The 18,717-nt window shown below is 62.4% G+C and carries 12 protein-coding genes; 10 read left to right on the forward strand and 2 right to left on the reverse strand.

Annotation, left to right across the window (positions count from 1 at the left end; genetic code table 11):
* Nucleotides 1-32 precede the first annotated feature (32 nt).
* The 9 genes from clpB to HMPREF2559_RS09280 all read left to right on the forward strand — a co-directional run bounded on the left by clpB (nucleotide 33) and on the right by HMPREF2559_RS09280 (nucleotide 15,062).
* Nucleotides 33-2,585, forward strand: a complete 2,553-nt coding sequence (clpB, locus tag HMPREF2559_RS09240) for an ATP-dependent chaperone ClpB (protein ID WP_070540453.1) — start codon at nucleotides 33-35, stop codon at nucleotides 2,583-2,585.
* Between the two features lie 58 nt (nucleotides 2,586-2,643).
* Nucleotides 2,644-3,504 (forward strand): sulfurtransferase, encoded by an 861-nt coding sequence (locus HMPREF2559_RS09245; RefSeq protein WP_070540456.1) that lies wholly within the window; start codon nucleotides 2,644-2,646, stop codon nucleotides 3,502-3,504.
* A 67-nt stretch (nucleotides 3,505-3,571) separates the two neighbouring features.
* The gene (locus HMPREF2559_RS13300) at nucleotides 3,572-5,086 is read left to right on the forward strand and encodes a type III secretion system chaperone family protein (RefSeq protein WP_246816863.1); all 1,515 of its coding nucleotides are present in this window, start codon (nucleotides 3,572-3,574) and stop codon (nucleotides 5,084-5,086) included.
* Nucleotides 5,087-5,185: 99 nt separating this feature from the next.
* The gene (gene pyrE / locus HMPREF2559_RS09255) at nucleotides 5,186-5,740 is read left to right on the forward strand and encodes an orotate phosphoribosyltransferase (protein ID WP_070540459.1); all 555 of its coding nucleotides are present in this window, start codon (nucleotides 5,186-5,188) and stop codon (nucleotides 5,738-5,740) included.
* The gene (locus tag HMPREF2559_RS09260) at nucleotides 5,733-6,419 is read left to right on the forward strand and encodes a TrmH family RNA methyltransferase (protein ID WP_070540462.1); all 687 of its coding nucleotides are present in this window, start codon (nucleotides 5,733-5,735) and stop codon (nucleotides 6,417-6,419) included. The genes pyrE and HMPREF2559_RS09260 overlap by 8 nt, the downstream gene beginning before the upstream one ends.
* A 76-nt stretch (nucleotides 6,420-6,495) precedes the next feature.
* A complete protein-coding gene (locus HMPREF2559_RS09265) occupies nucleotides 6,496-7,686 on the forward strand; it encodes a glycoside hydrolase family 76 protein (protein ID WP_066488919.1) in 1,191 nt (396 codons plus the stop codon).
* A 258-nt stretch (nucleotides 7,687-7,944) separates the two neighbouring features.
* Nucleotides 7,945-8,979, forward strand: coding sequence for a class II fructose-bisphosphate aldolase (fbaA, locus tag HMPREF2559_RS09270; protein WP_066488920.1), 1,035 nt, complete (start codon nucleotides 7,945-7,947; stop codon nucleotides 8,977-8,979).
* A 161-nt stretch (nucleotides 8,980-9,140) separates the two neighbouring features.
* Nucleotides 9,141-10,334: an FUSC family protein gene (locus tag HMPREF2559_RS09275; protein ID WP_070540465.1), complete on the forward strand. Its 1,194-nt coding sequence runs from the start codon at nucleotides 9,141-9,143 to the stop codon at nucleotides 10,332-10,334.
* Nucleotides 10,335-10,949: 615 nt separating this feature from the next.
* Nucleotides 10,950-15,062: a hypothetical protein gene (locus HMPREF2559_RS09280; protein WP_148138806.1), complete on the forward strand. Its 4,113-nt coding sequence runs from the start codon at nucleotides 10,950-10,952 to the stop codon at nucleotides 15,060-15,062.
* Between the two features lie 334 nt (nucleotides 15,063-15,396).
* Here HMPREF2559_RS09280 and HMPREF2559_RS09285 read toward each other — a convergent pair whose 3' ends face one another.
* Entirely contained in the window at nucleotides 15,397-16,284 is an 888-nt protein-coding gene (locus HMPREF2559_RS09285; protein ID WP_066511967.1) for a hypothetical protein, read from the reverse strand.
* Nucleotides 16,285-16,500: 216 nt separating this feature from the next.
* Between HMPREF2559_RS09285 and gltS the strand changes: the two genes are divergently transcribed.
* Nucleotides 16,501-17,721: a sodium/glutamate symporter gene (gltS, locus tag HMPREF2559_RS09290; protein ID WP_070540471.1), complete on the forward strand. Its 1,221-nt coding sequence runs from the start codon at nucleotides 16,501-16,503 to the stop codon at nucleotides 17,719-17,721.
* 740 nt (nucleotides 17,722-18,461) lie between these two features.
* Here the strand turns inward: gltS and HMPREF2559_RS13035 are convergent.
* Nucleotides 18,462-18,620 (reverse strand): hypothetical protein, encoded by a 159-nt coding sequence (locus tag HMPREF2559_RS13035; protein ID WP_154666875.1) that lies wholly within the window; start codon nucleotides 18,618-18,620, stop codon nucleotides 18,462-18,464.
* Between the last annotated feature and the right edge of the window lie 97 nt (nucleotides 18,621-18,717).

Consider the following 18,717-nt stretch of genomic DNA (forward strand, 5'->3'; position numbering starts at 1 on the left):
GGAAGAGACGAAAGAAGAAACAGGAGGAAACCATGAGCGGTTTCAACCCCACCACGAAGACTCAGGAGGCTCTGCAGCAGGCGCTGCAGACCGCCTCGAGTAACGGCAACCCGGATATCCGTCCGGCGCACCTGCTTGCCGCTATTTTGAACCAGGAAGACGGCATCGCCGCCCCCGTGCTCCGCGCTACTGGCGTGGACGCGGGCACCGTGGCCAAGGAGGCCGCGGCCCTCGTCGACGGCTATCCCAAGGCGGAGGGCGCTGGGATGGCGAACCCGCAGTTTAACCGCGACGCACTTAACGTGCTCACCCGCGCGCAGGAACTCGCGGGCGAGCTGGGTGATGAATATGTGTCGACGGAGGTGCTGCTCGCAGCCATCGCCGGCTCCAAGACGGACGCCTCGGAGCTGCTGACGAGCCGCGGCGCGACCTATGAGGCGCTCAAGGGTGCCTTCCCGTCCGTGCGTGGCGCGGCCAAGGTGACGAGCGAGAACCCCGAGGACCAGTTCCAGGCCCTCGAGAAGTACTCGACGGACCTCACGGCGCGTGCCCGCGAGGGCAAGATTGACCCGGTTATTGGTCGTGACCAGGAGATTCGCCGCGTCGTGCAGGTGCTCTCGCGCCGTACGAAGAACAACCCGGTGCTCATCGGCGAGCCCGGCGTCGGTAAGACTGCCATCGTGGAAGGCCTTGCCCGTCGCATCGTCGCGGGTGACGTCCCGGAGTCGCTCAAGGGCAAGACTCTTATTAGCTTGGACCTCGGCTCTATGGTCGCCGGTGCGAAGTACCGCGGCGAATTCGAGGAGCGCTTGAAGGCCGTGCTGGACGAGATTAAGGCCTCGGACGGCCAGATCATTACGTTCATCGATGAGCTCCACACCATCGTGGGCGCCGGTGCGACCGGCGAGGGCTCCATGGACGCGGGCAACATGATTAAGCCCATGCTCGCCCGCGGTGAGCTGCGCCTCGTGGGTGCGACGACGCTCGACGAGTACCGCAAGTACATCGAGAAGGACGCCGCGCTTGAACGCCGCTTCCAGCAGGTCTACGCTGCCGAGCCCTCTGTCGAAGACACCGTCGGTATTCTCCGTGGCTTGAAGGAGCGCTACGAGGTGCACCACGGCATCCGCATCCAGGACTCTGCCCTGGTCGCGGCAGCGGAGCTGTCCAACCGGTACATCACCAACCGCTTCCTCCCGGATAAGGCCATCGACTTGGTCGACGAGGCGGGCTCGCGCCTGCGCATGGAGATTGACTCCTCGCCACAGGAGATCGACGAGCTCGAGCGCATTGTCCGCCGCATGGAGATCGAGGAACTCGCGCTGACGAAGGAGTCTGATGCCGCCAGCCAGGACCGCCTGGCCAAGCTGCAGCAGGAACTCGCGGACGAGCGTGAGAAGCTGGGCGAGCTCAAGGCGCGCTGGGCGAACGAGAAGAAGTCCATCGATGATGTCCAGGCCATCAAGGAGCAGCTCGACGAGCTGCGCCGCCAGGCCGAGATCGCGGAGCGCGACGGCGACCTCGCCGCGGCCTCCGAGATCAACTACGGCAAGATCCCGCCGCTGGAGAAGGAGCTGGCCGAGGCCGAGGCGGCATCGGCAGAGCATAAGAACACCATGCTCACCGAGGAAGTCACCCCGGACACCATCGCGGAGGTCGTCTCTGCATGGACCGGCATCCCCGCCGGCAAGATGCTCCAGGGCGAGACCGAGAAGCTCCTCCACATGGAGGACGTCCTGGGCGAGCGCGTCGTGGGGCAGAAAGCCGCCGTCGCCGCCGTGTCCGACGCCGTGCGTCGCGCACGCGCTGGCGTCGCCGACCCGAACCGCCCGACCGGCTCCTTCCTCTTCCTTGGCCCCACTGGCGTGGGTAAGACGGAGCTGGCCAAGGCGCTTGCGGAGTTCCTCTTCGACGATGAGTCGGCCATGGTCCGCATTGACATGTCCGAGTACGGCGAGAAGCACTCCGTTGCGCGCCTCGTCGGTGCCCCTCCGGGATACGTTGGCTACGACGCTGGTGGCCAGCTCACGGAGGCGGTCCGCCGTCGCCCGTACACCCTCGTCCTCTTCGATGAGGTCGAGAAGGCCCACCAGGACGTCTTCGACGTGCTGCTCCAGGTACTCGACGAAGGCCGGCTTACTGACGGCCAGGGTCGCACGGTGGACTTCCGCAATACCGTCATCATCCTCACGTCCAACCTGGGCGCAGGTGGCACGGAAGAGCAGGTCATGGAGGCCGTCAAGCACGCCTTCAAGCCGGAGTTTATCAACCGTCTCGACGATGTGGTGGTCTTCGAGTCGCTGTCCCCGGAGCTGCTCGCCGGCATCGTGGACATCCAGCTTGGCGCCCTCGGCGCACGCCTTTCGGGCCGCCGCCTCACCCTGGACGTCACGCCGGAGGCCAAGTCCTGGCTCGCCGAGCGCGGCTACGACCCGGCCTACGGTGCACGCCCGCTGCGCCGGCTTATCCAGCAGGCCATCGGCGACAAGCTCGCCAAGCTCCTGCTCGCCGGTGAGATTGTCGACGGCGACACGGTCCACGTCGACCGCGCCGCGGATGGTGAAGCGCTCACGCTGAGCGCTTAACCTGCGCCGACGCCGCGTGTCCGGCAACCCTTCGCTCATGTCCCTACACTGTGGGGGCATGAGCATTGCGGTTTCTCCTCAAGACCTGAAAAATCATCTTTATCAAGGCCAGCGCTCCACGGTCGTCTACACCACGTGGGCACCGACCGCAGGCGCAGCTTTCAACCAATTTTCTTCGCTCCACATCCCCACCTCCCACTTCGCTGACACCGCCCTCGCGTTTGCCGGCACCCCCGGCTCCCGCGTGGGCCGCAACCCCCTGCCGGATCCGGACAAACTCCAGAACTGGTTTGAACGCCTCGGATTGCGCGCCGAGTACCCCGTCGTCATCTATGACGACGGCCGCGGACTCTTCGCCGGCCGCGCCTGGTGGACGCTGCGCTGGGCTGACGTGGGCGACGTCCGCCTCCTCAACGGCGGCTTTGCGGCTTGGCGCCGCGCCGGGCTGGAAACGCTGACCGGCCCCGGCAACCTGCCGCTGCACTCCAACCTCGTGGTCGTGCCCGGCGGCATGCCCACCGCCACGATCGACGAGGTTAAGGAGCATCTCGCGAACCCGGACCCGGAAGTCCAGCTCATCGATACCCGCTCGCCCAGCCGCTTTACCGGCCGCCGCGAGCATCTCGACCTCAAGGCCGGTCACATTCCGGGGGCCATCAACGTCCCGGAGCGTGAGCTCCATGTGGACGACGAGACGTGGCTGTGGAAGTCCCCGGAAGAAATCCGCGCCGTCTTTGAAACCGCCGGGGTCAACCTCGACACCATCGACAAGGCCATCATCTACTCCGGCTCGGGCAACCACTCCGCGCTGGCCATCGCCGCCCTAGAAATCGCCGGCCTGCCCAGCCCCCGCCACTTCGTGGGCGGCTGGTCCCAGTGGTCCGCCGTGCGCGACAACCCTGCCGAGCGCGGCGACTAACACGCGGGGACGAACACGCAGCAACTAACGCCCAGGAGCGCACCAGGGGACGTAGACTAAGGCACTAATGGCTGTCATACTTCTCCTCCTTGCGCTCCTCACCGGCGGCGCCGGCGCCTACCTGTGGTGGCTGTCCGGTCGCCCGGCCTCCGATGCCCCCGCTCAGCGCCCCGCCGTCTCCGGCGCGTCCGCCGAGGCCCGCGACGCTGCAACCGCCCCAGAGGAAGCAACAGAATCTGAAGACGATGACTTCTTCGGCGAGTGGTCCGACGACTCCCACGGCCTCCAGGACGCACCGAGCGACGCGCCCGTCACCGAGGCCGAGCAGGCTGAGCAGGCCGAGGCAACTGAGGAAGCCGAGGACGAGGACGACAACACCGCCGAGGTTTCCGAAGAACCCGCCCCCATCATCGACGCCGATCCCGCTCCGACCCATGGCCGCCATGCCGCCTGGACGGACGACGATGACGTTGACCACGACGTTGACGGCGCCCTGTTCGATTCCGAGTCCTCTGACTCGGCGGAGCCCGAGCCGGACGACGCCGACTTTTCCGACACGAACGATGTCGCCGACGACACCACCGACAACCCCGACAACACCGAGAGCATCGACGAAGAGAGCAACGCGGATAGCAACCTTGAAAGTGACCTCGGGGACGACGCTGAGGATGCCGAAGACACCGCATCCGAACCCGAGCTCATCCGCGGTCGTCGCTCGCTGCTGGGAAGCCTGCCCGGTGCCGTGGCCCGTGAGCGGCGTGCCTGGGCTGCGGCGCGTGACTATGACTTCGCGAAGCAGGACGAGTACCTCGTCGACGAATTCACCCGCGGCGCGGCTGCAGGTGGCGCGGCACCGCACGACGTGGTGGCCGGCCGCGTGCTGGGCCACGAGATGCTGCTCATGGACATCGGCGGCGTCAACGTTATGGCCATGCGCACCGGCGCGGCCTCGGACATCGTCGTCGACTTCCGCCGCACTGGCGCGCTCGAGGACACCGGCGCAGATGATCTCGTTCCCGCCTTCGAGGCCCAGGGCTTTAGCGTCTACGCCTCTGATGCCGCCGTCGCTGAGCGCCTTATCGACGCCCGCGTGCGCACGGCGCTCGACTCCTTCCCGCAGGAGGTCACCGCGGTGTGGATGGAGTCCGAATGGGTGCTCGCCCAGATGACCAAGGATGCCCGCGCCGTCGAGTGGGATGCCATGCAGGCACCGTTGGCGCTGCTCGCCGATTGCGCCCGCGTCCTACCGCCGCGCTCGCAGGCCGCGCAGGTGCTGCGCCTCGGCGATGGGGACCCCACCCGCTCGATGGAGCAGGAGGCTGTCACCCTGGCCAGCGGCCCAGCCCTCGTGGCGCCGGAGCGCGACGAATTCGAGTACCCGCCCGTCGAGCGCCCCGAGGAACCCGTGCCCATGCCTACCCGCGTGGCCTCCGACGTCCGCGGTCCCGTCGAGCGCACCGCCCTCGGCGCGGACGAGGTCGACGCCATCGCGGACGGCAAGGAACGCCCCGATGTCGACGAGCACGCTCCGCGCGTGCGCCGCCACCTCGACGGCAAGTCGAGTATCTTTGGCGACGACTAAAACGACGACTAAGAACACTCGGAGACCGCCACGAAACGCCGCGGGCGGTCGAAGTAAGCTGTACACAGACCACTCGCAGACGCAATCAAAGGAGCGCTCATGACCGCACGCGAACTCGATCAGGCCAAGCTGGACCGCCTGGCGGAATTGGTAAAGGAACTCGCCGTCGTCCACGGCAAGGTCACGCTGTCCTCGGGCAAGGAAGCTGATTACTACGTCGACCTGCGCCGCGCGACGCTGCAGCACGAGGCCTCCCGCCTCATCGGTTCGCTCTTGCGCCAGCTCACCGCGGACTGGGATTACGTCGCCGTCGGCGGCCTGACCCTGGGCGCCGATCCGGTTGCGACCTCCATCATGCATGCAGACGGCCGCGACATCGACGCGTTCGTCGTGCGCAAGGAAGCGAAGAAGCACGGCATGCAGCGCCGCATCGAGGGTTTCGACGTTAAGGGCCAGAAGGTTCTCGTTGTTGAGGACACCACGACCACGGGCAACTCGCCGCTGACCGCCGTCGCCGCCCTGCGCGAAGCCGGTGCCGAGGTCGTGGGCGTTGCCACCGTCGTCGACCGCGCAACGGGCGCCGCGGACGTCATCAAGGCCGAGGGCCTGGAGTACCGCTTCCTCCTCGGCCTCGAGGATCTGGGCCTTGCCTAAGCCGGGGGCATCGGAAAGCGCGCCGAACCCGTACGCCGAGGGCCGTGGCCCTACCGAGTGGAACGAAGGCCGTCATGGCGTAGGCCCGTGGGAGGGCCCGCTGCCAGACGATCCGCGTTACGACCCGGAGCTGCTCACGGACGGTGACCACCGCAACGTCGTCGACGCGTACCGGTACTGGACGCGCGAGGCGATCGTCGCGGACATCGATACCCGGCGGCATCCGCTGCACATCGCGATCGAGAATTTCGAAAACGACTCGAATATCGGCACCGTCGTGCGCACCGCCAACGCGTTTGCGGTCGATACGGTGCACATTGTGGGTCGTCGCCGCTGGAACCGCCGCGGCGCCATGGTCACCGACCGCTATCAGCACCTCATGCACCACGACACGGTGGGGGAGCTCATCGAATGGGCACACGACCACGGTGTGACCGTCGTCGCCATCGATAACACGCCCGGCTCGGTGCCGCTGGAGACCGCGGAACTGCCCGAAAAATGCCTGCTCCTTTTCGGCCAAGAAGGCCCCGGCGTGAGCGCCGAAGCACAAGATAACGCCGTGATGACATGCTCCATCGCGCAGTTCGGTTCGACGCGCTCCATTAACGCGGGCGTGGCGGCGGGCATCGCCATGCATGCGTGGATCCGCCAGCACGCTGATCTGTCTCGCGCGTGGTAACAAGCGGTATAGAATAGCGATGTTTGTAGTGCGGCCGTCGTGCCGCAGAACCTCACACCGACCATAAGGGACACGCATGAACGAGACGTGGGCACACCGCGCAGACCTCGCGGAAACCGCGATCAACGAGCGCCACGCCTCCGCGGTGTGGGGGCTGCCGCGCACCAATCTCGCCGTTGTGTCCTGGCCGCCGACGCTCAAAGAAAAGCTCTTCATTCACTGGCACTACTGGTGGCAGGCGCACTACCTCGATTGCCTTGTCGATGCCGCCGAGCGTAAGAACACCAAGGCTCGCCGCCGTCGCATCGCGGATACTGTCCGCGGCATTCGCATTCGCAACGTCGAGTCGCTCACGAAGAACCGCTACTACGATGACAAGGCGTGGTTGGCGCTTGCCATGGGGCGTGCTGGCGAAGTTAAGAACATGAAGCGCGCCAAGCGGCTTGGTGCGCTGGAGCTCAACATCGCGGCGGGTCTCGATCCGAAGCTCGGCGTGCTGCCGTGGCGCGAAGGGGAGTCGTTCCTCAACGTGCCCTCCAACGGTCCAGGCGCCATCATGCTCGCGCGCCGGGGACGCATCGCCGAGGCACGCACCATCGTCGACTGGATTTACGACCACCTCATCGATGATGACGGTCTCGTCATGGACGGCGTGCGCATGCGCATGGACGGCCCCGAGATCGTCCGCGTCATCCATCCGTACTGCCAGGGCGTCGTCTTAGGCGCGTGCCTAGAGATCGCGCTGAACCTGCGCGAGCGTGCCGGGGTTACCTCGCTCGAAGACATCGACACCGTCCACGAGGCAGAGCTCGTCGAGGACCTCATGCAGTACCTCACTCGCATTCGCGGCCTCGTCCAGGCGGTAGCGTCGTACCAGGCCACGCCGTCGGGCGTTCTCAACGCGGTGACCGGCGACGGCGACGGCGGCCTGTTCAAGGGCATCCTCGCGCGCTACCTCGCGGACGTCGCCGTGCGCCTGCCGGGCGACTCGCCGGCCAACCGCGCGACGAAGAAGCTCGCCGCCCGCCTCGTGCGTGCCTCGGCTGAGTCCGCGTGGGAGCACCGCCTTGAAGTCGACGGCCTGCCCATCTTCGGCACGGACTGGGCTGCCGATGCCCGCCTGCCGCACAACTACGGCTTCGCCTCGACCACCCTCAGTGAGCGCGTCGGCCTCATCCGCGTCGCTGAACGCGACCTCTCCGTGCAGCTTTCCGGCTGGATGCTTCTTGAGGCCTGCGCACGGATTTATCGCGAGCTGGACATCTAGCCGGCTGCCGCCGTACTCCGCCCACCCACCGGGCGCAACCGCCGTGGCCCGAATGCAGGCTTTCCACCCGAAATTTCACACATTCCCTGTCCCCGCGTGCCCTCGAGATGTGCGAGTGGGCAGGGATTTTGCGTAGCTGGCGACAGATCGGGCACAAAGTACAACAAATGTCACAAAAATTAGGTCGACATGATCCGCTTAACGCGGGCATACTTGGAGGGGTAAACATATCGGCTCCGAACACCCAAGGATGATTCAATGCCTATCGCAACCCCTGAGGTCTACAACCACATGCTGGATACCGCCAAGAAGGGCGGCTTCGCATTCCCGGCCATCAACTGCACCTCCTCTGAGACCATCAACGCAGCACTACGTGGTTTCGCTGAGGCAGAGTCTGACGGCATCATTCAGTTCTCCACCGGTGGTGCGGAGTTCGGTTCCGGCCTGTCCGTGAAAAACAAGGTTGCTGGCGCCCAGGCTCTCGCAGCGTTCGCGTACGAGGCAGCCAAGCACTACGGCATCAACGTTGCTCTCCACACGGACCACTGCCAGAAGGAAGTTCTGGACGAGTACGTCCGCCCGCTCATCGCCATCTCCCAGGAGCGCGTCGACCGTGGCGAGCTCCCGCTGTTCCAGTCCCACATGTGGGACGGCTCCGCTATCCCGATCGACGAGAACCTCGTCATCGCCCAGGAGCTGCTGGAGAAGGCCCACAAGGCCAACATCATCCTTGAGGTCGAGATCGGCGTCGTCGGCGGCGAGGAGGACGGCGTCCAGGCTAAGGCTGGCGCTAACCTCTACACCTCCGTTGAGGACTTCGAGAAGACCATTGACGCACTGGGCACCGGCGAGAAGGGCCGCTACCTGCTGGCCGCTACCTTCGGTAACGTCCACGGCGTCTACAAGCCGGGCAACGTCAAGCTGCGCCCGGAGGTTCTGGACGAGGGCCAGAAGGCTGCTATCGCTAAGCTCGGCCTTGACGCTGACGCTCAGCCGTTCGACTTCGTCTTCCACGGTGGCTCCGGCTCCGAGAAGGAGAAGATCGAGCAGGCTCTGTCCTACGGTGTTGTGAAGATGAACGTCGACACCGACACCCAGTACGCCTTCACCAACCCGGTTGCTCGCCACATGTTCGAGAACTACGACGGTGTCTTCAAGATCGACGGCGAGGTGGGCAACAAGAAGGTCTACGACCCGCGTTCTTACATGAAGAAGGCCGAGCAGGGCATGTCCGAGCGCGTTGTTGAGGCCTGCACCGACCTCCACTCCGTGGGCAAGACGGTCTCCAAGTAAAACGCACGACTCGTCACAGCGGTAAGCGCTGCTGACACCTCCTGAATACCTCCGCACCGCGGCTCATCATCGGGCCGTGGTGCGGAGGCTTTTTCTGCCACCACACCCTTAGGACCATAACCCGCTGTCGCGCCACGGCATGACCGCTAAAATCAGGCATCATGGCGACTGAGAAACAACCTTCCCGCGTGCGACAGACCACCCGCGAAACCTTGCGCACGGTGGATAAGTCGCTCAAAGCTCGTTTTGGCCGCCTGCGCAACCGCTTCGTCTACATTCTGCAGATCACGCTGGGCGCCGGCCTGGCCTTCTTCGTTGCGCACAGCTTCTTTGGTCACTCGCAGCCGTTCTTCGCGCCGATGTCGGTTATCATCATTCTCGGCCTGTCCGGCAGTGACCGCCTCAAGCGCGCCATCGAGCTCTCCGTCGGCGGCATCATCGGCGTCATCGTGGGCACTTTCCTCGTCGACACTCTCGGCACAGGCCCTATCCACATGACCATCATCATTGGCGTCTCCTTACTTATTGCGTCCTTTGTGACGAGTTCGCAGCTGGTGAGCAACCAAATCACTATCGGCGCCATCCTTATCGCCACCATCATGCCGCCGGAGGAGATGGGCGGCCTTTCCCGCGCCATCGACGCAGTCATCGGCGCCGTCATCGGCGTGGTCATGATTGCGCTTATTCCTAATTCACCGCTGCGTGCCGGCCGCGGGGAAGTCTCCAAGGTCCTGTGCGTCGCGAGCTCTGTGCTTTCCGATGTCGCTCAAGGCCTCCGCAAGGACGACCCCGAGGGCATTCGTGACGCCCTCGACGCCGTCCGCGGCACCCAGGCCGATATCAATAAGATGCTCGCCGCCGCGAAGGGCGGCAAAGAGACAGCAAAGGTTTCGCCCTTCCTCTGGGCGTCGAAGCGCAGTATTCGGTCGCTCGAGCGCACCTTGTCCCCGGTGGACAATGCTGTGCGCGGCGTTCGCGTCCTGGCGCGCCGCGCGCGCGTCCTCGCCGAGGATGGCGACCACGTCTCACCCGTCCAGTTGGAACTCATCGAAGAGCTTTCCGATGCCGCCCAAGCCCTTGGCGCCCTCTACTCCGAGTCTGCACGGGAGCAGCGGCTCCACGAAGCAGAAATCATTCCCGAAACCATCCACCAGTTGCGCTCCATCGCAGCGCGCGCCGGAATGGACGTCGTGGCAGACACCCACGTGCTCTCGGCCTACGCCATCCTCGCGCAGACGCGCTCCATCACCGTCGATCTGCTCATGGTCTGCGGCATGTCGCGCGAATCCGCGGTGGCGGCGCTCCAACCGACGTCGGAACACCCCGCCTATCCGCCCGAGGTACACGGCGAATAGCCGAACCTGTATTTTCCCTGCGGATTAAAACTAAGATAATTGTAAGTAGTTGCCTTATACGATTATTGCGGCGCGATAGCATCGGCATGATTTTAAGGTCTTCACGGTTTGTAGGACGATTATCTCCCTTTCTGTTGCAGAACTAATTGGACGGTTGACCTGTGTCGATGCTTTGTGCTCCACGAGAGGTAGGGAGGGGGGATAGATATGAGTCCGTATGAATCTATCGAAAAAGGTACACGTGCCATTATGGCTATGATTCTGGCCGAAAAGTGCTGCTTAACCGGTGAAGTGGGTGGTATACACACTTCGTGAAAGTAAAGTCCATGTGAATTCTGCGACTCGGAAATGTGACCATGAATATAAAAGAAAATGCGTAATAAAATTGCCTCAGATGTTTAACGAAGTGGATGTGCCTACTGACCTGCGGTTACTCCGAGTTGCACATTTCAATCTTCAATTTGACACGTCAACAATCATAAGTTTCTGGTGAGATCCTATTAGATTGCTCTTGGTTTGTTTGGTAGCCTCGCTCCTGCAGTTTGGGCTTAGCTGTGTGTAACCGTCACGCGAGCTGGGTTTCAATTCAGATCTTTTAGGGAGTTTTTCAAAAAAATGAAGCGTCTTTCTATGACCCAGCGCCTGGGTCGTAACGCCATCACCGCCTTCATGGTCGGTGCCATGGCTACGAGCACCGTGGTTGTCACTGCTCCGGCCGCGCTGGCCGAGTCCGGTATTTCCGTGCGGTCCGCGGACAACTTCAAGGCCGTCCAGGATGGTGACAAGTACCTCGGCTCCGAGCTGTCCAATGCAGGCCTGGCCAAGACCGGCAACCTGGGCTGGGGCTGGTGCATCGACGGTGCGTCGAACATACCTGCTCCCACTGCGAACTACGACCTTGGCAAGATGACCCACGCCGTGTGGACCTCCAGCGATGGAAGCCGCATCGTTGACCTCTATGCAGATAACGCTGAGTCGACGCAGCTGCGCAACGCCCTCCTGACCCTTGCCGAGGGCATGTCCGACGGCTACGAGTCTGGCGATCTGGACAAGGCTAAGGAGTACCAGCTCTTCGTCCGTGCGCTTGCAGGTTCCTACAATGGAGAAATCCGCCAGCTTCGCGCTGCGGTCAGGGGCGTATTCAGTGACTACACCGGTGGTTACAATAACCACCTCGCTCGCTTCAAGGAGCTGACCGGCTACACCATCGACAACAAGAACAACCTCTCTTCTGTGGGCCAGCCGGCGAAGACCTACGACAAGTCTGCCTACATCACGATTGGTGCACCGAAGGGCTTCCAGCTCTTCGCTACGAACACCAAGGGCGACCCCAACTATGCGAAGAAATACACCCAGCGCATTCTGACCCCGTACCAGCCGGGTATCAAGGAAAACCCGCCGCAGCCGACCCCGGAAACCACCCCGGCCCAGCCAACCACCGTCACCCAGGCCGTCCCGACCACGGTGACCAAGGATGTTCCGACCACTGCTGTTGAGACCGTGACGGTCACCAAGCCGAACATCACCGAGCGCGTCACTGAGACGGTCACGAACGAGAAGACCACCAAGGAAGTCATCACCGTTCCGGCCGAGCCGACGACCGTCGTGAAGAACGTAACCAACATTACGAACTACTACAACTACTCGAACGTCTCCAACGGCGGCTCGATCGACCTGAACTTCGAATGGTCTCACAACCAGGGTGACGTCAAGATCGTCGAGGGCGGCGAGGACTTCGACGTTAAGGTCGATGAGAACGGCAAGCTCGTTGTCATCGGCAAGAACGGCAAGACCTCTGGCACCGTTGTCGTTGTCATCACTGACAAGAAGGGCAACGAGCATAAGATCACCATCAACGTTGACGGTGGCTCGAACACCTCCACCGAGGTCAACAACTACATCATCAAGATCGGTGATGGCGAGTCCGCCAAGCTCATCGATGGCAAGATCGTCATCGTCAACGACTCCAACAAGGATAAAAACGGCAACCCGCTCGTCATTATCGAAAACGGCGCCGTCAAGGTGAATCCGGACCGCACCTCCGGCGGTACCGTCGTCATCAACATCACCGATAACAATGGCAAGGTCATCGGAACCTACACCATCATTGTGACGGAGCCGACGAAGGTCCAGGAACTGAACATCAACCTGGAGCACAGCGATAACCAGAAGCAGACCGGCACCATCGTTATCGACGGCGCAGTGACCTACGAGGTCGAGCAGGGTGGCACGATCATCTCCGTTGACAACAACGGCAAGATCACCCCGAAGGACGGCCAGTCCGGCACCGCGATCGTCATTGTCAAGGACAAGGACGGTAAGGTCATCGGTCGCGTGACGGTCAACGTCACCTACAACGATACCCAGGTCTCCCAGCTCGAGCAGAACATCACGATTGAGGGCAACTCGGCCAACAACACGGATAAGCACAAGTTCACCCTCACCGTCACCGGCGACTACAAGGTCGACTCCTACGAGTCTGACAAGGTCACCGTCACCCTGGAAAACGGCCGTCTCGTTGTCACCCCGGTCGACGGCTTTGTTGGCAAGACCGACATCGTCCTCAAGGATGCCAAGGGCAACACCATCACCATTCACGTGACCGTGACGCCGGCCAAGGAAGACACCACTGAGGTGGCCAACAACAACGTTGAGGTCACCATCAAGGACAACCAGACCTACCAGGTGTCCCGCACCGACATCGTCGGCACGATCACCAAGACCAACGTTGACACGACCATCGCCGATGTCATCCAGGTTCCGGGCGGTTTCGAGGTCGTTCCAGTCAAGGGTGCGAAGGGCACCATCGAGTTCGAGGTCACTCTCCAGGGTGGTTCCACCATCACCTACAAGGTCAACGTTGAGCCGACCGCTCGCTACCTCGATGTCGCAGAGCAGGTCGTCACCATTCCGAACACCCACCCGGGTTTCACCATCAACAAGGGCGAGACCACCAACGTCATCGTTCTCGTTGATGAGAACGGCAAGGAGATCTCCTCCAGCGACGTCATCGATGTCGATGTCAACACCGGTAAGGTCACCCCGAAGAAGGACGCCAAGGGCACGGCGTACATCGAAGAGCGCGACGCACGCGGCAACGTTCTCGTTCGCTACATCGTGAACGTCACCGAGGGCACCGTCGTCAAGGACACCAAGACCGTCACCGAGAAGACCGAGCTCACCATCAACCGCGGTGGCTCCAACACCACTCTGGTTGTCAAGGAAGGCTCTGAGTTCTACGACGTCAAGGAAATTTCTGAGGGTGTCTTCCACGTCGTGACCAAGCTGCCTAACGGCGCTACCTCCGGCAAGATCGTGGTCGAGGAACGCAGCTCCAACGGCACCGTGCTGAAGGAGTACACCATCAACGTGACTCCGGCCGAGAAGACCACGGTCAAGGAGAACTACGCGAACATTTGGAACACCTCAACCGTTGTTGTGACCCCGGGCGCGAGCGACCACACGCTGAAGATCACCTCCGGCGGTAACATCGCGAAGATCGACAAGAACTCCAATGGCACCTGGACCCTCGATCCGAACGATGGCGCAGAAGGCCTCGTGGTTGTTGAAGAGACCACTGCTGACGGCACCGTCGTTGCTCACTACAACGTCACGGTTCTTAAGAAGAACGATGCCGCACAGCCAGGCAAGGGTGGCAACATCGTCATCGACAAGGACTCTGACGTTATCTCCTCCGGCAAGATCACCATCAATGGTTCGGACAAGGCTCCGAACTCCGGTGCTGTCGAGGTGACTCAGGGCAAGGACCTCATCACCGTCACGAAGGATCCGAAGACCGGCGAAATCATCATCACCAAGAAGGACGGTGCCGGCTCGGGTATCGCCGTCGTGGCTGAGAAGGACAAGGACGGCAATGTCGTCCGCGAAATCACCATCACGGTTCGCCCGGATGGCACCATCTCCACCGATGATGTGAAGACCGACAACAAGGGTGGCATCTCCAAGGACGGCGTTGTTGTTGACAACAACGGCTCCACGATTGTGGTTAAGGACGGCGAGTCCGCCGTCGTCCGTGACCAGAATGGCAACAAGCTCGACATCGTCATCGAGCGTAAGTCTGATGGCACCATCGTTCTCCGCGACAAGGACGGCAACATCCTTACGCAGGACAAGCTGAAGGAACTCAGCGGCGGTAACAATGTCATCGTCGTGGTCATCGACCGTAGCGGCCAGGTTGTCAAGGAGTCCACGACGGACGTCACCCCGGACAAGAAGGGCGGCGACGAGGACAATAACAACAACAATGGCGGCACCCAGACCGACAACGGTTCCTCCGGCAAGGACAACGAGGGTTCCTCGAACCCGACGTGTATTGCTACTGGCTTGGCTGCAGGCCTGCCGCTGCTGGCTCTCATCCCGCTGGGTCTCGCTTCCCAGGTGAAAATCCAGCTGCCGGGCGTAGACCAGTTCTCCAACCAGATCAATGGCGCTCTGCGCGACTTCAACACGCAGGCGCAGCGCCAGCTGGGCATTTTCAACCGTGATATCTCCCGCGCTATCGAGGGAGCCCTCGGCGGTGGCGTGAAGGTTCAGGGCACTGAGAACGCTGGTCTCATCCTTGCCGGCACCGCTGCCGTGGGCATCGGTCTGCTGCTCGCTGACGGCGTCATGCGTGCCTGCGGCGCGGAGGAGTACACCTCTTCCCACGCTATCCAGCAGGCGGCTGGCGGCGAGGGTTCCTCTGCTTCCAACGCAACTGAGAAGTAGTCAGCCGCACGGCGAAAGCCCCGGCTCCTCGGAGCTAGGGCTCACGCCCCTGGCGTGAGGGCCCTGAGGCTCGCTGACAGGGCTAACCACTCATAAAAAGACGAATACTCACAACCCGGTGTAAACGGTTTCCCGGGAAGTGAGTATTCGTCTTTTTCGTGTGAAGTGGCGCGCCGTGCACGCTTCAGTGAGGGGCGGCCACCGCGACGGTGCTAGTGACTACCTTTGCCCGTCGTCGGTGAGGAGGGCTGCGGCGGGTGCAAGGCGCGCGGCGACAAGCGCGAGCCGCGTGTGGCTGAGTCGCGCGAACTGGCGAGCGTTGCCTAGACCGCGGTTAGGGTCGTGCGATTTGAAGGTCGCGCAGGTGGCGGTAGAACGTCACGCGGTCCACGGGCCGCTTGGCAGAAACGCCGTCGACGACGACGCGCATCTCGGTGCCGCCGGCTTGGACCGCGCGTCCGGTGCGTACACTCTCGTGGTCGAGGGCACCGGGTTCCGGCGTGTGCCGGTTCCGCAGACGCGCGAGGAAGCCCTTGGGAGCGGGTGGCTCGCCGTAGAGGGGACCGAGCGCTGTGGCGGCGACGATACCGGGGGCGTCGAGCATGGGCACGAGACGAGTGCCCCACGCGCCGGCGCCGGCTTCCTGGCGCACGAGCACGGCGTCATCGACGATGATTTCGCCGGTGATTTCGCCGCCATCCCAGGAACAGATGGCCGCGGAACCAGCGATGGCGAGGCCGGAGTCGTTGCGGATGAGAGGCACGGGACGCACGGGTGCGGTGAGGGCCACGGACCATGCGGCCTCGGCATCGGTGGGCAGTCCCCAGTTGTGGGCGGCGGTGGAGGCGGAGGCTGGGGTAGAGGGGGCATCGGCAAGCTGGGCGGGCACGAAGCCGAACTCGACCCACATGTAGTCCGCGCGCATGGCGCGCGTGAGAACGGCAGACAGCGCAGCGTCCGTGCCGACAACGACGGTGCGCAGGGGCTCCGGTATGGGCTGCGGGGCGAGCTGCGGGGTGCCGAGGTGAGAGACGTCGGGCTGCGCGGCAATCTCGTCGAGCGAGGGCGTGGGGTCCTCCGGGAGAATCTCTGTCGCGAGGGCATCCATGACCTTGAGTTCCTGGCGGGTGGGGATCGCGGAAAGATCGTGGACGTGAGCGTCCTTGGGTAAGGAAGCGGGAAGCGGTGCGTCGGTGCCGCAGCGCAGGACGAGGTACGTCATGAAAGACCCCTTGGATGAAATATGAGTAGTGAGTTTTAAGCCTACAAAATGTGGGCGGGGGTGATTCAGTCGCGGCGCCCACACATGCGTGAGTTAGTTGTTTGGGCCACGTAACGGTAAACTGGCCCAGTTACATTGCCCCCTTTTGTTGCGCTAAGCGGGGCGCTGTCGCGCTCGCAACCTTGAGTTCTAACCCCAAGAAGGCCTGAGGTATATATGGATATCGAATTTTCTCTCATTCAGTCGGTGGGTTTTTCCATCGTCGTGCTCATCATTGGCATGTGGCTCAAAAGGCGTATCTACTTCTTTGAGCGCTTTGCCATTCCGTCGCCGGTTATCGGCGGCTTTTTGTTTGCCATCATCAATCTGATCCTGCGCCAGACCGGGCTGGCGAATATCACGTTCGACGTGACCGTTCAGTCCTTCTTTATGGTCATCTTCTTTACCTCGGTGGGCTATGGCGCCTCCATCAAGGTGCTCAAGAAGGCCGGCCCGAAGGTCATGGTCTTCCTCGTGCTGTGTACGGTGCTGTGCTTCTTCCAGGATCTCGTGGCCGTGCTCCTCGCGCCGCTCGTGGGCGTGTCCAAGGACCTCGCGCTCATGACGGGCTCGGTGTCCATGACTGGTGGCCATGGCGTGTCCGGCGCAATTTCCCCGCTCGTGGAGGAATCCGGCGTCACGGGTGCAGAGACCGTCGCCTACACCTCCGCGACGTTCGGCCTCGTGGCCGGCTCCCTCCTGGGCGGCCCCATCGCCAATCGCCTCATCCTCAAGCACCAGCTCCACAAGCAGGAGTCGGAGAAGGTCCACATCGACACCTCTCTTCTTGAGCAGGGCGTACGCAAGCTGCGCCAGGACCGAATCATGCACGCGTTCATCATGATCCTGCTCGCCATGTTCATCGGCTCCTTCATCACGGACTTCCTCAACACGTGGGTCGGCACCTTCACGGAAAAGGCCGCCTTCCCCGTCTACCTGGGCACCATGCTCGTGGCCGTCTTCTTCCGCTATATCAACGATAAGTACGAGCAGCGCGAATACGAAGAACTCGTGCCCGTCCAGGAAGTCGAAATCGTGGGCACCGTGGGCCTCAACATCTTCCTGGCTATGGCGCTGATGAACGTCCGCCTGTGGGAGCTTGCCGATGTCGCCGTGCCCCTTCTCGTCCTTCTCCTCGGCCAGGTCATCCTCATGGCCACCGCCGCGTACTTCATTACCTTCCGCGTTATGGGCAAGAACTACGATGCCGCCGTGCTCGTCGCCGGCCAGGTCGGCTTCGGCATGGGTGCCACCCCCAACGGCATGGCCAACATGGAATCCGTCACCACCAAGTTCAAACCTTCCCCGCTCGCCTTCTTCATCGTGCCCATCGTCGGCGGCATGTTCATCGACTTCACCAACTTGTTCATTATTCTGGGCTTCCTCAACTTTGCGTAGTACTCGTCTCCGGTGCCGGCTGACGTCTCGTGGAGTCAAGCGCAGCTGAACAGGCGTAAATGGTGTGAGCCAGATGGTGTATTTCACCCTCAAATGAGACAAATACACCATCTGCCTCACACCATCTTTATTTGTGCTCGGTCGGCGCTCATTGAATTGGCTATGCGCGGCCGGTAGACGAGGTCGTTACATGAAAGCTCGCCGCCGGATTGTCACGCCAAAACAGGCGAAAGCCCCGGTTCCTCCTAAAAGTCGCCGAGGCTTTCGGTGAGACTAGCTAGTCAGCCAGTTCCAGACCCGCTCGATAGTATCGTGCAGGCCAGTGGCTGCCAGCGTCCCGAGGGGCTTGGTTGCGATTGTGGTAACAATCGCAGTCAGGGCCTTCTTCTTATCCTTGCCACGCTCAGGCGGCTGAGAGTCAGAAGTGGAGATGTGTCATCTCACCTCCCTCCGTCAGGTAGGTGGAACTCCGCACCTGGCGGTGCGAAGAAAAACAACGGCCCCGACCCCCATATATGGCGGTGGGGACCCCGGGCGACCCCGGTTGACAGTACCGTCAAAAGGGGAGAGCTTGCGCTCTCGCGGGCCAGATTACACAAAGTTGCAAGGAGTGAGGCGTTGAATCGGCTTCGCGTGGCCGGTAAGCTGGGCCGTGACATGAAAGCTCGCCGCCGGATTGTCACGCCAAAACAGCGGAAAGCCCCGGTTCCTGGTAAAGATCCCGGGACTTTCCAGTGAGACTAGCTAGTCAGCCAGTGCCAGACCTGCTCGATAGTATCGTGCAGGCCAGTGGCTGCCAGCGTCCCGAGGGCCTGGGCGAAGATCGTTCCCGCGAACTTCTTCCAGGCCTTCTTCTTATCCTTGTCGCCCTCAGGCGGCTGCGAATTAGAAGCGGACATGTGTCATCTCACCTCCCTCCATCAGGTAGGCGGAACCCAACGCCTCAGCGCTGACGATGGCAGTTGGCCCCCGACCCCCATATATGGCGGTGGAGAC

The sequence above is a fragment of the Corynebacterium sp. HMSC072G08 genome (genome assembly GCF_001809185.1).
GTDB classification, from domain to species: domain Bacteria; phylum Actinomycetota; class Actinomycetes; order Mycobacteriales; family Mycobacteriaceae; genus Corynebacterium; species Corynebacterium phoceense.